General features: G+C 71.4%; 12 protein-coding genes and 2 pseudogenes. 5 read left to right on the top strand and 9 right to left on the bottom strand.

The window, feature by feature from the left end; all coding sequences use genetic code 11:
- The first annotated feature begins 175 nt into the window (after window positions 1-175).
- The 5 genes from E6J59_14090 (at window position 176) to murJ (ending at window position 8602) form a co-directional block, all read left to right on the top strand.
- Window positions 176-1315 carry a HAMP domain-containing histidine kinase gene (locus tag E6J59_14090; GenBank protein TMB18621.1) on the top strand — a complete coding sequence of 380 codons (1140 nt, stop codon included), beginning with the start codon at window positions 176-178 and terminating at the stop codon, window positions 1313-1315.
- Window positions 1316-1509: 194 nt separating this feature from the next.
- Complete coding sequence (locus tag E6J59_14095) at window positions 1510-2406, top strand: hypothetical protein (GenBank protein ID TMB18622.1); 897 nt, start codon at window positions 1510-1512, stop codon at window positions 2404-2406.
- A gap of 19 nt (window positions 2407-2425) precedes the next feature.
- Window positions 2426-3916: an apolipoprotein N-acyltransferase gene (gene lnt, locus E6J59_14100; GenBank protein ID TMB18623.1), complete on the top strand. Its 1491-nt coding sequence runs from the start codon at window positions 2426-2428 to the stop codon at window positions 3914-3916.
- 436 nt (window positions 3917-4352) lie between these two features.
- Window positions 4353-6902, top strand: a complete 2550-nt coding sequence (locus E6J59_14105) for a GAF domain-containing protein (protein TMB18624.1) — start codon at window positions 4353-4355, stop codon at window positions 6900-6902.
- 47 nt (window positions 6903-6949) lie between these two features.
- Window positions 6950-8602: a murein biosynthesis integral membrane protein MurJ gene (gene murJ, locus E6J59_14110; protein ID TMB18625.1), complete on the top strand. Its 1653-nt coding sequence runs from the start codon at window positions 6950-6952 to the stop codon at window positions 8600-8602.
- Here murJ and E6J59_14115 read toward each other — a convergent pair.
- From E6J59_14115 to E6J59_14155, 9 genes and pseudogenes are all read right to left on the bottom strand, one after another.
- Window positions 8601-9320: pseudogene (locus E6J59_14115) on the bottom strand (rRNA pseudouridine synthase). The gene murJ and the pseudogene E6J59_14115 sit on opposite strands and share 2 nt — an antisense overlap.
- Before the next feature lie 3 nt (window positions 9321-9323).
- On the bottom strand, window positions 9324-10034 hold the full coding sequence (scpB, locus tag E6J59_14120) for an SMC-Scp complex subunit ScpB (protein TMB18626.1): 711 nt from the start codon (window positions 10032-10034) through the stop codon (window positions 9324-9326).
- Window positions 10006-10806 carry a segregation/condensation protein A gene (locus tag E6J59_14125; GenBank protein TMB18641.1) on the bottom strand — a complete coding sequence of 267 codons (801 nt, stop codon included), beginning with the start codon at window positions 10804-10806 and terminating at the stop codon, window positions 10006-10008. The genes scpB and E6J59_14125 overlap by 29 nt, the downstream gene beginning before the upstream one ends.
- A gap of 14 nt (window positions 10807-10820) precedes the next feature.
- Window positions 10821-11798 carry a tryptophan--tRNA ligase gene (trpS, locus tag E6J59_14130; GenBank protein ID TMB18627.1) on the bottom strand — a complete coding sequence of 326 codons (978 nt, stop codon included), beginning with the start codon at window positions 11796-11798 and terminating at the stop codon, window positions 10821-10823.
- A 2-nt stretch (window positions 11799-11800) separates the two neighbouring features.
- Window positions 11801-12460 carry a site-2 protease family protein gene (locus E6J59_14135; GenBank protein TMB18628.1) on the bottom strand — a complete coding sequence of 220 codons (660 nt, stop codon included), beginning with the start codon at window positions 12458-12460 and terminating at the stop codon, window positions 11801-11803.
- A 70-nt stretch (window positions 12461-12530) separates the two neighbouring features.
- Window positions 12531-12903: pseudogene (locus E6J59_14140) on the bottom strand (EthD family reductase).
- 25 nt (window positions 12904-12928) lie between these two features.
- Window positions 12929-14482, bottom strand: coding sequence for a sulfatase (locus tag E6J59_14145; protein TMB18629.1), 1554 nt, complete (start codon window positions 14480-14482; stop codon window positions 12929-12931).
- Between the two features lie 164 nt (window positions 14483-14646).
- On the bottom strand, window positions 14647-15039 hold the full coding sequence (locus E6J59_14150; GenBank protein TMB18630.1) for a type II toxin-antitoxin system VapC family toxin: 393 nt from the start codon (window positions 15037-15039) through the stop codon (window positions 14647-14649).
- Complete coding sequence (locus tag E6J59_14155) at window positions 15036-15356, bottom strand: type II toxin-antitoxin system Phd/YefM family antitoxin (protein ID TMB18631.1); 321 nt, start codon at window positions 15354-15356, stop codon at window positions 15036-15038. The genes E6J59_14150 and E6J59_14155 overlap by 4 nt, the downstream gene beginning before the upstream one ends.
- Window positions 15357-15407 lie beyond the last annotated feature (51 nt).

Raw genomic sequence — 15407 nt, forward strand, 5'->3', positions numbered from 1 at the left:
TGTCAATCCCGCATTCGGGGTGCCGCGATGTGTCCGCGCTGACACGTGTGCCACGCTCCAGCGCCCCTGCGCGGCGCGGCGCCGTTGGAAAACCGAGGCCGCCCCTCGGCTCGCGCGCGGCGCGGAACGTGCAGAGCGCCGGTTGGCGCCGTGTGTCGCGGGCGGCGCATGACACATGAACGGTCGATCGCAGCCGGGTGTGAGCCGGGTCACGCTCCTCGTGGTGAGCGAGCGCGCGGATCTCCTCGGGTCCCTGCGCGCGGTGCTCGAGGCCGAAGGCCACCGCGCGCTCGCGGCCGAGAGCGCGCGGGCCGCCTTCACGCTTCTCGATGCCGAGGCGGCAGCCGTGCTGATCGTCGAGCAACGCCTGTGCGCCGTCTACGGTGACGTCCTCGCCCGCCGCCTGCGCGAGCGCGATGCGGCCGCCCAGGTCGTCGTCGCGGCTGCCGACCGGGAGGAGGCGCCGCCGCGCGACCTTCTTCGCCGCCTCGGCCTCCACAGCTACCACGCCATGGCGGACGGGCCGGAGCGTCTCCTCGTGCTGGTGGACGCGGCCGTCACCGCGCACCGGGAGCTCACGCGCTTCCAGCTCGCGGAGCGGCTCAAGACCGAGCTGCTGGGCGGCGTGTCCCACGAGTTCCGCACCCCGCTCAACGTGATCGTCGGCTACGTCGACCTGCTGCGCGACGGCGCCTTCGGCGCGTGCGACCCCGCGACCGGACCGGTCCTCGACAAAGTGCGCGGCAACGCCGCCTACCTCCTCGAGCTGGCGGAGGAGTTCCTCGACCTCTCCCGGCTCGAGGCCGACACCACGTCGGGGCGCCGCGAGACGGTGGATCCCATCCCGCTCCTGCGCGAGCTCGCCGACTGGTTCTCGATCCTCGTGCGCGACAAGCACCTCGCCTTCGAGGCCGACATCCCCCCCGGTCTGCCCCCGCTCGCGGCCGAGGCCGCGAAGCTGCGCGTCGTCGTGCAGAATCTCCTCTCGAACGCCGCGAAGTTCACGGCCGAGGGGCACATCCACCTCACCGCCGCCGCGCTCGCAGACGGCGGCGTCGCCATCCGGGTGAGCGACACGGGGCCCGGGATCGCGCCGGAGCACCACGAGGCCGTGTTCGGCATGTTCCGCCAGCTCCGTCCGGCGGACGGACGGCGCAAGGGCGTGGGCCTGGGGCTCGCGCTGGCCCGCCGCTTCGCGCGCCTGATGGGCGGCGACATCACCCTCGAGAGCGCCGTCGGGCAGGGCGCCACCTTCACCGTCACGCTTCCGGCGGCGGCGGACGCTCCGGCCGGGCCGGCTGGCCACATTGCTTGAGGCGGGCGGCAAGCCTGTGCCGCTGGCGGCACGCGTGCGTCGCAGCGTGCGCCAAGTGACACGCCACGGCGCACACCTCACGCCTTTTCCGCGCTGAAATTCAAGCACTTCCACCGAGGCGTGGAGCGGCGCGAAACATGCACGTCACGGGGCCCCATGTGTACGGGGGCGGCAGGCGTGGGGAGGAGATGCGCATGCGTACGTGGTTCGGCGGCACGCTGCTGGCGCTGATCGCGCTCGGCGCGGCGCCCCGGGCGTACGGCTTCTGCGGCTGTGACAAGCCTCCGCCTCCGCTCGCCAACGTGCGACCGTTCGTCGGCTACCCCGATCAGACGATCACGCTTTTTGACGACCGCCTGGTCCCTGGATCCCGCTACACGGTCCAGTTCACCTCGAGAGGCGGTGTCAGCGACTGGAGCCGCGGCAAGGCCGTCACGAAGCGCGACTTCGCGGACGGTGAGCTTCGCAGCCAGCTCCGGGTCGCCGTGCCTGCCGTCTCGCTCGGCCCCTCCCGGATCAGCGTCTACCGCCGCGACTCTCTCGTGTATGCGCTCGACGACGACCAGTTCACGGTGACCTCGGAGCCGATCGTCCTGCACGATTTCGAGGAGACGATCACGCGCGACGACTATCAGACCGGTGTGGGCGCGGACGGCACCGTCTATCTCGCGTTCGATCTGAAGGCGATGACCGAGGCGACGACCTACAGCGGGATGGCCCTCGGATACCCGTTCCGCTTCGAGGGACGAAACGTCGCGATCTTCAACGCCCAGGGCTTCCTCGGGGAAGTGCTCGATCCGGACTCACGCGGTCTCTTCCGGATCAAGCCGGGCGGGCCCTGGACGAGCAGCGCGCTGGACTACTGGCGCCACGAGTTCCGGACCTACAAGGAAGACCATCGCAAGCGCGATGCACGGCGCACGCTCGACGGCGAGTGGCACGTGGATGGCACGCCCCACGTCGACAACTATCACTTGGTGGTGGCGATCTCCGGCACGCTCGCAAACGGTGAGAAACCGCAGCCCGGGCCGACCCCGCCGTTTCGCCTCGTGCTGACCTCGACGCCGGCGGCGAGCAACAACCTTCAGTAGCGGCGCCGCGGAAGCGCGGATGCGACTCGCGGCAGTACTGATGGGCGGCATCTGCTACGCCCTCGCCCTACCGCCTTTCGACTTGGCAGCGTTTGGCTGGCTCACCCTCGTCCCGCTGCTGCTCGCGATCCGGAGCGAGCCAGCGGGATCCGCCTTCTGCTATGGCGCACTGCTAGGGTACACCTCCGGCTGGGCCGTCACGTGGTGCTTCGCGGACGCGGCCGCTCGCTACTTCCAGCTGTCGCTTCCACTCGCTGTGGTCGGTCTTTCCCTTTGGTACCTGGTCGTGTGTGGTGTACCGTTCGGGCTCTTCGCCGCGGCGAGTGCGGTCATTCTGCGCTCATATCGTTTCAGAAGCGCTGGTGTCTTGATACCGGCCCTCTGGGTCGCCACGGAAGTACTTCGCGGTCGCTGGATGGGGCAGCCCTGGGGGCTGCTCGGCTACACGCAGCACGGCCATCTCGGTCTCATCCAATTGGCCGCTTTGACGGGTGTGTATGGGGTCTCGTTTCTGCTGGCACTCGGCAGTGTAGCGCTCGCCGAAGCCATCGTGCGCCTCTGCAGGGGAAGGGGTCGCGCCCTGCACTCCATTCTTGCTCCGGCCGCGGTCATAACGGCATGCTGGGCAGGCGGCGCACTCTTCGCGCATACGAGCCCGGCGGGCGGCTTCGGCGAGCACGAGGTGGCGATCGTGCAGACCAACCTCGAACCGGCCTTCCACTGGACACGCTCATACACGGACGCGCAGGTGAGCGCTCACCTGCGCGCGACCGACGGGCTGTCTAGCACGGCGCACCCCGCCTTGATCGTGTGGCCGGAGAATTCCGTGCCCCGCTATCTTGAGACCGAGCCCGGGCTCGCCGCGCAGCTCGCCGGCGTGGCCGTCCGCCACCGCGCGGATCTGCTCTTCGGCGGGCCCCGGTCCGATGGGAGACGAATATTCAATACCGCCCGCCTCATCACCGCCTCCGGGGAGAACGGCGGCTATTACGACAAGCAACGCCTCCTGCTTTTCGCGGAAGAGAAGCGGCTTATTCTCTCCTCAACCCCAACGCCGAATGAAAGCCCGAAGGAGTTCACTCCTGGCGCGCGCTCCGGCGTGCTGCAAAGTTTCGTCGCCTTAGGGGTGTCGATCTGCCATGAGATCGTTCACGGCGACCTCATTGCGCAGGCGGTGCGGGATGGTGCCGAGCTGCTGGTCAACATCGCCAACGACGGGTGGCTCGACTTAGGCTACGAATTCGCCGGTCGGCAGCACCTCGCGATGGCGGTCTTCCGTGCGGTGGAGACGCGACGGTACCTGGTCCGTGCCGCGACCACAGGCAACTCCGCCGTGGTTGACCCCTACGGCCGGCTGGTCGGCTCGTTGCCCCCGGGCACGACAGGTGTTCTCATCACGAAGGTCGGAGGCCGATCAACACTCACACCGTATGTTCGTCTCGGTGATCTCTTCGCGTTCGTGTGTGTCGGAGTCGCTGTGACTGCCCTTCTGAGACTCAGAGAAGGCTAGCCAGCCCGATCAAACTGATCGGGTATCTCGACCTCGACCCGCAGCCCGCTCGGCGCGATCACGAAGCAAGGGAAGACGGTTCCGTTTGCTGGTGGGAGGCGGCGTGGGTCGGCGGGAGGAGGCCCGGCCCACTCCGGGCATTCCCATCGCGCACCCGCGCGCATCGCGGGCACGGATCGTCGCTGTCGCCGTGCGGAAACTCACAGTTTTCGCGTGGCACTTCCTTACCAAAGGTCGGGAGTACATGAGGGTGTGCCCAAAACGACGAAGCAGCTCCGCGTTGGGACCCGCAGGATGGATACGCCGCTCCGGTCCAAACCTCCAGTTCGCCGGCCGACGGCTGGGTGCATGCTCCGACTTCGTGGGCGGTCGCGCCGGCCGAGCAGTGGAAGGGGGCCGCTCGGCTGCGCTACACTTCGCGGCGCGCAGGCGCTAAATGGCGGAGACCTTTCCCAGCACGCCGCGGGCCACCACCACAGTCCGTCTCTGCGCCGTCGCCATTGGTCTCGCGGGTGTCGTCCTCGCCACGCGCACGACGCTCACGAGCAGCGCCTGGGTGGGCCGTACCTTTCCCGGCTTCCTCCTCCTTGTGAACCGTGTCGTGCCATCGATCGGTCTGGCCGGCTGGTCGGGCAGCACGGTGGACGATCTCTATCAGAGCCAGGTCGTTGCGGTGAATGGGGAGCGCATGACTTCGGCGCGCCAGGTGTACGCTGCCGTCGGCGCGTCGCCGCCGGGGACACCGATACGCTACCGCCTCCGGACCAGGGGCGTCGATCGCGAGGTCACCCTTGTGTCGCAAGTCTTCACAAGTCGCGACTGGCTCTTGCTCTTCGGCGCGTATCTGCTCAACAGCTTCATTTATCTAACCTGTGGGTTGGTAGTATGGGTCCTGCGACCACACTCCGCGCTCGCGCGCAGCTTCCTCGCCTTCGGCGCCACCTGGGCCGCGTTCTTCCTTACCGCGATGGACGTGTACGGTCCCGGGACGCTTACGCGGCTGCACGCCGCGATCGAACCGCTCGCGGCGGCCGCCGCACTGCAGATGGTCATGCTTTTCCCGCAGCCGCATCGCTATGCTCGCTGGCGTTTCGCGGGGTACGTGCCGGCCCTCGTCCTTACCTTCGCATACCAGCTCTTCCTGGATCGGCCTGATCTCTTCTCGACTATTTTAATGTTCAACATGCTTTACCTCGGCCTGGTCGGTGTGTTCCTAGGGATTCGTTTTTTCTCCGAGTACTGGAGCGGGCGCTCTCAGCTCGCACGCCAACGGGTCCGGGTGACGACTCTTGGCACGCTGTTCGGGTTTGGCCTACCAGGCCTGGTCCTCCTCGTTTCGGCCGTCCAGTGGGGGCGGGTTGCGATGAACATCGCCGCCTTCACGCCCTTCCTCTTCGCGCTGTCGCTCGCCTACGCCATCGTCAAACACGACCTCTTCGAGATCGACGCGATGGTGAAGCGCGGCGCCTACTACCTCGTGCTCACGGGCGCCGTCGGAGCGGCCTACGTCGGCTCGGTCGTTGTCCTGAACCTGGTCCTCGAGGCCAACGCCGTCACCGACTCGGTCTTCTTCCCCCTCCTCTTCACTCTCGCCGTCCTCCTCGTCTTCAACCCGCTCCGCACCCGCCTCCAGGCGTTCGTCGACCGCGTTTTCTTCCGCACCGCCTACGACGGCGCACGCGAGCTGGCGGCGGTCGGCGGCCAGCTCGCCTCGGCGCTCCAACGGGAGCGCATCGTCGCCCTCGTGCGTGCGGCCGTCGCGCATGCGATTCCCAACGCCGCCACCCACCTGTTCGTGCGCGAGCCCGACGGCCGCCTCGCCGAGACCGGCGACGGCCGGGGCGTACCGCGGGTGCTCCGCCGCACGCTCGGCGAGGGCCGCCTCACCACCGTGTACGACCCCGCCGAGCTCTATCCCGACCCGGCGACGCACGAGGCGGTACGTGCGGCCCTCACCACGCTCGGGGCGGAGGTCGCCGTGCCGCTCCGCCTGCGCGGCGAGCTGGTGGGCGTCCTCACCGCGGGCAGCAAGCTGAGCGGCCTCTTCTACACCGCGGGCGACGCCGAGTTCCTGCGCGCTCTCGCCCAGCAGGCGGCGATCGCGCTCGAGAACGCGCGCACCTACGAGGCGGTGGTCGAGCTGAACGCGCGGCTGGAAGATCGCGTGCGCGAGCGCACCGCGCAGCTCGAGCAGGCGAACCGCGAGCTCGCCCAGGCCTATGGCGAGCTCAAGAGCGCGGAGACCCGGCTCGTCCACTCCGAGAAGATGGCCTCGCTCGGCCGCCTGGTCGCCGGCGTCGCGCACGAGATCAACAACCCGGTGAGCTTCATCTCGACCAGCATCGCGCCCCTCACCCGGCACCTGCGGCAGGCGGCGGCCATCGCCCCCCCGCAAACCCAGGGGGCGCTGCGCGAGGCGGAGGAGCTGGCTGGCATCATGGCGCGCGGCGCCGCGCGGACGGCGGCGATCGTGAAGGACCTGCGGAGCTTCTCCCGTCTCGGCGAGGCGGCGCGCAAGGCCGCCGACCTGCACGAGGGCCTCGAGGTGACGCTCCGCCTCCTCGAGCCGCGCTGGCGCGAGCGCATCGCGATCCACCGCGACTACGGCACGCTGCCCCCGGTCGAGTGCGATCCGGGCCAGCTGAACCAGGTGTTCATGAACCTGCTCGCCAACGCCTGCGATGCGATCGCCGGCACCGGCGACATCTGGATCACGACCCGCGCCGACGGCGCCGGCGTGAGCGTCGCGATCCGCGATGACGGGGCGGGCATCCCGCCCGACGTCCTCGGTCGCATCTTCGACCCGTTCTTCACCACCAAGGACGTGGGCGGCGGGACCGGGCTCGGGCTCGCTGTCAGCCACTCGGTCGTCGCCGCCCACGGCGGGCGGATCGACGTCGAGAGCACGTCCGGCGCCGGGAGCACCTTCCGCATCACGCTGCCGGTCGGTGCGGCGGGCGCGCGTGTGGCGCAGGCGTCGGGCTAGCGCGCTTGCGGCCGCACGGGCCTTCGCGTATCGAGCCCGGGGGCGCGATGGGAGCGGAGGAGAGGGCGGCGGCGCTGTCGCCCGTCGAGACCGGCGGGAGTGCGCAGCTCGCGCGGCGCGCGGGGGTGGTGAGCGCGGCCGTGTTCGCGAGCCGCATCCTCGGGCTCGTGCGCGAGCAGGTGTTCGCCGTCTTCTTCGGCGCGGGCCGCGAGCTCGACGCCTTCATCACCGCCTTTCGCATCCCGAACCTGCTCCGCGACCTGTTCGCCGAGGGGGCGCTCTCGGCGGCCTTCGTCACCACCTTCACCTGGCGGCTCGAGCACGAGGGCGAGGCCGCGGCCTGGCGGCTCGCCAACCTGGTCGTGAATGCGCTCGCGATGGTGGTGGGCGCCCTCACCCTCGCCGGCATCTGGCTCGCGCCCGCGCTGGTCACCGCCATCGCGCCCGGCTTCGCCGCCATCCCTGGCAAGGCCGAGCTGACCGTCGAGCTGACGCGCATCATGTTCCCGTTCCTGCTCCTGGTCGCCCTCGCGGCGGTGGCGATGGGCGTCCTCAACACGCGCCACGTCTTCGGCGTGCCGGCGGCGGCCTCGGCCTTCTTCAACCTGGGCTCGATCGTGGGCGGGCTCGGGTGCGCGGCGTGGCTCGCGCCCGGCTACCTGGCGGGTATCCTCGGCCGCGGGCCGGCGCCCGACCCGGGGCTCGCGACGCGCGCCATGACGGGGATGGCGATCGGCACGCTCGCGGGCGGCCTCCTCCAGCTCCTCGCGCAGGTGCCGTCGCTCTGGCGGGTCGGCTTCCGCTACCGGCCGCTCGTCGCCCTGCGCGACCCGGGGCTGCGGCAGGTGATGCGGCTCATGGGGCCCGCCACCATCGGCGCGGCCGCCGTGCAGGTGAACGTGTTCGTCAACAACAACTTCGCCTCCTACCTCGGGAACGGCCCGGTCTCGTGGCTGAACGTCGCCTTCCGCTTCATGCAGCTCCCGATCGGCGTCTTCGGCGTGGCGATCGGGACGGTGACGCTGCCGCTCGTGTCGCGCCACGGGGCGCGCGGCGACACGCGGGCCTTCCGCACCACGGTCGGGCAGGCGCTCGAGCTGGTGGCGCTCCTCTGCCTGCCCGCTGCCGCCGGGCTCGCGCTGATGGGTGTCCCCGTGATCGGCCTCATCTACGAGCACGGGCGCTTCGCCCCGCCCGACACGGACGCGGCGGCCCGGGCGCTGGCGGGCTACGCGCTCGGCCTCGCGGGCTACGCCGGCATCAAGGTCCTGGCGCCGGCCTTCTACGCGCTCGACGACGCGCGCACGCCGATGCGGGTGAGCGTCCTCTCGATGGTCACCAACTACGTCCTCAACTGGCTCTTCGTGCGGCGGCTCGGCTTCGGGCACGTGGGGCTCGCGCTCGCCACCTCTGCCGTCGCGCTCGGCAACTTCGGCATCCTCTTGGTCGTGCTCCGCCGCCGGGTCGGGGGCTTCGGGCGGGCGGCGGCCATCGGCCGCATCGCGCTCGCGACCGCGGTCATGGCCGCGGTCGCCTGGGGCGTGGACACCGGCCTGGCGGGCGCGCTCCCGGCGGCGCGGACGCTTCAGCATGGGCTGCGACTGGCGGCGGTGATCCCGGTCGCGGTCGCGGTCTTCTGGGGCGCGTGTCGCGCGCTCGGCGTGGCGGTGCCGGGGCGCCGCCGCCTGCGCGGGGCCTGAGGCCCGCCGCGGCGCGCAGCGCGGCGAGCTCGCGCGGGGTCACGTCCCGCCACGCGCCGGGCGGCAACGTGCCGAGCGCGATCGGCCCGAGCCGCAGCCGCGCCAGCTTGTCGACCTGATGCCCGACCGCCTCGCACATGCGCCGGACGAGGTGGGTCCGCCCCTCGAACACGGTCACCTCGAGCCAGGTCTTGGTCGGGAGCCGCCCGAGCACGCGCACGCGCGCGGGCGCGGTCTTGCCGTCCTCCAGGCGCACGCCGCGCCTGAGGCGCGTGATCGCATCTTCGGGCGGCGCGCCGCGCACCTTCACGCGGTAGACCCGCGCCAGGGCGCGCCGGGGATGGAGGAGGCTCGCGGCCAGCGCGCCATCGTCGGTGAGCAGGAGCAGGCCGCTCGAGCTCACGTCGAGACGGCCGACCGGATAGAGCCGCCGCCCCGCGCCCGCGACCAGCGCCGCCACCGTCGGCCGCCCCTCGGGGTCCGCGAGCGTGCTCACCACCCCGCGCGGCTTGTGCAGCACGACGGTGCGGGGCGGGCCCGGCGCTGGGATGCGCTCGCCGTCGAGCGCGATCGTATCGCGCGCGGGATCGGCGCGCGTGCCGAGCGCGCGCACCACGGCGCCGTTCACCGTGACCCGGCCGGCCAGGATGAGTGCCTCGGCATGGCGCCGCGAGGTGACGCCCGCAGCGCTCAGGATCTTCTGCAGGCGCTCCGCCAGCGGCTACACGTCTTCGCCCGGCGCGGGCGGCGACGCGAGCCTGACCTCCACCCCCCCGGGGCCCACCTCGGGCTCCCTCGCCGCGAGCAGCGTGGCACCCTGGCCCAGGTCACGGAGCGGCGGCAGCGCCTTCAGGTCGGGCAGGCCGAAGACCTCCAGGAACTCGCGCGTCGTGGCGTAGAGGAGCGGGCGCCCGGGGGCTTCCTTGCGGCCGACGATGCGCACCAGGCGCCGCTCGATGAGCGTGGTGAGCACCGCCTCGGCGTCCACGCCGCGCACCGCCTCGATCTCGATGCGCGTGCACGGCTGGCGGTAGGCGACGACGGCGAGCGTCTCGAGCATCGGGCGCGAGAGCCGCGGTGGCCGCTCGCGCAGGAGCCGGCGTATCCACGGGGCGTGCTCCGCCGGCGTGCGCAGCTGCCAGCCGCCCGCCACCTGCACGAGCCGGAGCCCGCGCCCCTCGCGCTCGCAGCTCGCCACCAGGTGCTCGAGTGCGCGCAGGACCTCGGCGCGGCTCGGCCCGTCGAGCGCCTCGACCAGCTCGGAAATGGGAACCGGCCGCCCCGCGGCGAAGAGCAGGCTCTCCACCAGCGCGGGCAGGCGCCCGAGATCCTCGGCGCCCGTCACGCCGCCGTCTCCGTCCGGCGCCGCCTGGGCGCCGCTGCCGTTGCGGCTCCCGTTCTCGCTACCGATCACCAACCCTGGCGTCTCCATGTCGCCCCTCCCCTCCCCTCCGGTCCTCGATCTCTCCCAGGTCGCGCACGCGCTCCGCCGCCTCCTCGACCGTCCCCACCGCCAGCTCGAGCGCGATCGGCCCGAAGCGCTCCGCCTGTCGAGCGCGCAGGACGCCCAACCGGATCAGCTCGAGGAGCGCCAGGAAGACGACGATCACCTCGGCGCGGTCGGCGTCGGACGCGAACAGGCTCGCGAACTCACGCTTCGGGCTCGGCACGAACCGGGCCAGGATACGCGACACGCACTCGCGCATCGAGAGCCGCTCGCGCTGGACGTCGTGCGCGCCGGGCGGGCGGGTGCGCCGGAGGACGTCGCGCAGCGCGTCGAGCAGGTCGGCCAGGCTCGCATCGCGCACCGGCGGCGTCTCGTCGTCGCCGCCGGGCAGCAGCGCCTCGCCTGGGGCCGCGAACACGTCGCGATAGAGGACGCTCCGCTCGCCGAGCGCGACGGCGACTTCGCGGAAGCGCTGGTACTCGACCAGCTGCTGCACCAGCTCGGCGCGCGGGTCCTCCTCGGCCTCCTCGTCCTCGCCCGTCGAGGGCAGCAGCATCCGGCTCTTGATGTACATGAGGGTCGCCGCCATGACGAGGTATTCGCCCGCGCCATCCAGGTTCAGCTCGGGCAGCTCCTCCAGCATGGCGAGATACTGGTCCGTGATGTTGGCGATCGGGATGTCGGTGATCTGGACCTCGTTCTTCTTGATCAGGTGGAGGAGGAGGTCGAGCGGGCCCTCGAAGATGGGGAGCCGCACGGTGCAGGACGGGTTCACAGGCCGACCGCCTTGCGCACCTGCGCCATGGTCTCGGCCGCCACGGCGCGGGCCGTCGCGTTGCCCGCCTCGAGCGCGGCGCGGGCGTCGGCGGGCTCGAGGCGCGCGCGCCGGGCGCGGATCGGCTCCAGCTCCGCCTGCACGTGCTTGATCATGATCTGCTTGCACTCGAGGCAGCCGATGCCCGCCGTGCGGCAGCCCTCCTCCTGGTAGCGCAGCTCCTCGGGCGTGCAGTAGTGGCGGTGGAAGGACTGGAAGGCCGGGCAGTCGTTCGGGTCGCCGGGGTCGGTGCGCCGCGCGCGGCGCGGGTCCGTGATCATGCGCGAGAGCTTCTGCTCGACGTCCTTCGCCGTGTCGGTCAGGAAGACGGCGTTGCCGTAGCTCTTGCTCATCTTGCGGCCGTCGGTGCCGGCGATCCGGGGCGTGTCGGTGAGCAGCGTCCGCGGCTCGGGGAAGATGTCGCCGTAGGTCGCATTGAACCGCCGCGCGATCTCGCGCGTCAGCTCGATGTGCGGCGCCTGGTCGATGCCGACCGGGACGCCCCAGGCCCGGTACATGAGGACGTCGGCCGCCTGGAGCACCGGGTAGCCCAGGAACCCGTAGGTCGACAGGTCGCGGTCCTGGAGCTCGGCGCGCTGCTCTTTGTAGGTGGGGTTGCGCTCGAGCCAGGGCACGGGGGTGAGCATGCCGAGGAGTAGGTAGAGCTCGGCGTGCTCCTTCACCGCCGACTGCCGGAAGAGCGTGGCGCGCGCGGGATCGAGGCCCACCGCGAGCCAGTCGAGGACCATCTCGACGGTGTTCTCCTCGAGCGCCTCGGGCGACGCCCAGTCGGTCGTCAGCGCGTGCCAGTCGGCGACGAAGAAGAAGCAGCGGTGCTCGTCCTGGAGGCGGAGCCAGTTCTTGAGCGCCCCGTGGTAGTTCCCGAGGTGCTGGCGTCCGGTGGGGCGCGCGCCGCTCACGATGATGCGCGCCATCGCTAGCGGACCATCCGGAGCAGGAAGGCCATCAGGGGACGGACGAGCCGGACGACCACGTTGCTGTTCATGACGACGAGCAGAACGATCACCAGGCCGACGCCCTCCATCCGCGCGAGCGCGCGGGCCGCACCCGCCGGCAGAAACGCCGTCAGCACCCGCCCGCCGTCGAGCGGCGGCACGGGGAGCAGGTTGAACACGGCGAGGACGCAGTTGACGGCGAGCGACGCCAGGGCCGCGTGGTGGAGCACGACCGTGGCCGCCGTCGCCTCCTCCGGCGGGGGCAGCAGCCGCAGCACGAACGCGCTCGCGGTGGCCAGCAGCAGGTTGGTCGCCGGGCCCGCCAGCGCCACGAGGACGGCGTCCCGGCGCGGGCGGCGAAGGCGTGCGAAGTTCACCGGCACGGGGCGCGCGTATCCGAAGACGAACCCCGGCGTCCCGAGCAGCCGCGGCAGCAGCAGGAGCAGGCCCGGCAGGATGACCGTCCCGAAGGGGTCGATGTGGGGGATCGGGTTCAGCGTGAGCCGGCCCGCGCGCGCCGCGGTCGGGTCGCCGAAGGCGTAGGCGACAGCGCCGTGGGCCACCTCGTGGAAGACGATGGCGGCCAGGATCAGCACGGCGACGACCGCCACCTCGGCGATCACCTGGGCACCCGGCAGCATCGCAGGAGTCTACCGGCCGGTCGGGGGGCGCGCAAATAAACTACTCCGGGGCCCGTCCGGCGCTCGCGCGTCAGGACGCGATGATCGGGCGCTCGGTCCCGAGCCAGAGCGCCGAGCACGCGAGGTCGATGAAGCGCTCCTCGTCCTCGAGGAGCGCGCGGGCCGGCCTCCTGGGCCTCGGGGGTGCCGAGCGCCGCCTCGAGGTCGTCGCGGCTCTCCCACCAGAGCTCCGCCACGCCGTCGTACGGCTCCTGCGCACCACGGCTCTCCCGCAGGGCGGCGTTGATCGGATCGTCCAGCGTGTGCAGCTGCACGTAGTGCCGGATGCGGAGCGCCTGCGCGTGCTGCCGGACGAGCGGGCCGTGCGTCTCGTACCAGTATTTCTGGAACTGCTCGCGGCTCAAGGTGGGCAGGCGGCGGAGGGGGAAGACGAGCTTCAACATGGCGCCTCCCCTCCCGTCGGGCGGATCACCGCCGCTCCTCCGCATCCCGGCAGCCGGCGCCCTGGCACGTCTTCAGGCGAGCGAGGCGATCGGCGAGCCGGCGCAGGAGCCGACGGCGAGCGGTGGCGGCGACGTTGTGCAGCTCGGCGGGGTCGCGGCGGAGATCGTACAGCTCCCGCTCGCCGGTCTCGTACTCGACGTACAGATGACGGCGCGTGCGGATGCCGTGGTACTCCGGGCTGAAGTTCAAGGCGGCGGCGCGGCGCCGGCGCGCGCGCGGGCCCGGCGCATCGGCGTCCAGCGGCTCGAGCGGCGCGTCGCTGCGCGCCGTGGGCGCGGTGACGCTCTCCTGCCAGCGCTCGACGAGGTACGCGCGCCGCCAACGGCGCGACGCTGGCGCCCGACGGTGCAGGAGAGGCGCCAGCGAGCGTCCGTCCACGAAGGGAGGGAACGCGACGTCTGCCAGGTCGGCGAACGTCGGTGCGAGGTCGACGTTTCCGGCGAGGTCGGACACGGTCGTCCGGGACGCGACGCCCGGTCCGCGCACCATCAGCGGGACGTGGATGTCCTCCTCGTAGGCAGTCTGCTTGCCGCTCGGCAGGCGATGCTGCCCCAGGTGGAAGCCGTTGTCGGAGGTGAAGACGATGTATGTGTCTCTCAGCTGGCCGTTCGTGCGGAGGGTCGCGACGAGCGTCGCGATCGCCTCGTCGACCGCCTGCAGCGACCGGAGCCGGCGGCGATAGAGAGCGTCCACCTGCCGCTCGACGTCGGGCGTCATGAGGGGAGCTCCCCGGAGCCACTGCGGCTTGTCGCTCACGTCGGTCTCGTTCCAGCTCGGGGTCCGCGGGGCCCGCGCGCGGGGGAAGAGCTTGGCGTGTCGAGGAGCGGGCGTGGCAGGCTGGTGGGGCGCGTACAGGGCGAGGTAGACGAAGAAGGGACGGCCCTCGCGCGCCGCTGCGGTGATGAACTCGGCGGCCTTGCGGGCGTACACGTCCGTCCCGTAGTCGCCGGCGCCGGCGCCGTACGCCACCTGCGTCCCGTTCTCGTTCAGCGTGTAGTTGAACTCGCTGTAGGGATCCCCATGCGAGGGGCTGTCCCACTCGTCCCACCCCGGCGGCACGTACGCGACCCCCGCCGTGTTCGGATACCCGTTCAGGTATTTCCCGATGAGCGCCGTGCGGTACCCCGCGTCGTGCAGCCACGTCGCCACGGTGGACTGCTCGATGCCGAGCGCGTGGGCGGTCTCGAATCCCCCGTTCGTCCCGCCATTCGTCTGGACGCCCGTGTTGTGGGAGTACTGCCCGCGCAGGCACGTCGCTCGCGAGGGGCAGCAGAGCGACACGCTCACGAAGAAGTTCCTGAAGCTGGCGCCGCGGGCGGCAATCAGCGCCTTCAGCCTCGGCATCACGGACACCTCGGCGCGGTCGAGATCGTCGGTCAGGATGAACAGGATGTTCCGCGGCTTCGGAGGCGACGTCCCCGAGTGTGCCGCACCACCGGCCAGCACGAACACGACGGCGGCGAGCAGAGCCACGACGGGACACACACGCACCGACGGTCCGTCCGTCCTCCAGCCCATGGTCGATCGACCCGGGTCGTACTCGCCCAGTCGCCACGATGCAAGGAATCGAGCGGCGCCCGGGAAGCAGGGCCGTTCGCCCGCTGTTCGGCTCTCGGCCTGACCCCACGCACCAAGGCGGGTGTTCCACATGCTGACCTATCCCAAGCCTTCTGCCCCGCCTCTCACCCGTGCGCGGCCACCGCGCCGGCCCCGGTGATCGCCGGGTCGTTCGTCAGCAAGGCGAGGCCGAGACGCCGGGCGGTGCCCACGATCAGACGGTCGAACGGATCGCGGAGCGCCGCCAGCGCGCGCGCCTCGTCCACGTCCTCCGGCGTGAGCGGCTCGATCGGTATGCCCGGACGGATCGAAAGCTGCTCGCGGAGTTCGCGATACGAGAGTCGTATCCGCCCCCGCTCCTCGAGCAGGACCATCTCCATGAGGACGACGGTCGGAACTCGGAGGCTCCACCGCGCCGCCTCCGCCTCGGCAAACGCGTGCCGGGCACGGCGGCTGAGGCGGCGGAGCTGCCCCGAGTGATACCACACGAGCACGTGCGTATCTGCGACGAGGTTCATCCGCGCCGGCGGCGCCGAGTCGGCCGCTTCGGAGGCTTCCCCGCGATGAGGCGCGCGGTCCGGTCCAGAGACGCCGCGATCTCGTTGCGGATCTCCTCCTGAGCCCGCTCGACGTCCTTCCAGGCCCCCACGATCTCTACCAGTCCTTCAAGCGGCCGCCGTACGACCGCGTCCCGGGCCCCGGCCGCGGCCGCCAGGATCGCCTCGCAGCGGCCGCGCCTGCCGATGAGGATGGGAGCGTGGCCGCCCGCCACCTTCCGCACCAGCTCGGGCAGCCGGCGCCGCGCCTCTCCGATCGGCAGGACGGTCATGCACATCCATCCTGTACAAAACCGTCGCCGGTCAACGCGCGGGCCACCGGGCCCCCC

Source organism: Deltaproteobacteria bacterium (assembly GCA_005879795.1).
Classification (GTDB): Bacteria; Desulfobacterota; Binatia; order DP-6; family DP-6; genus DP-6.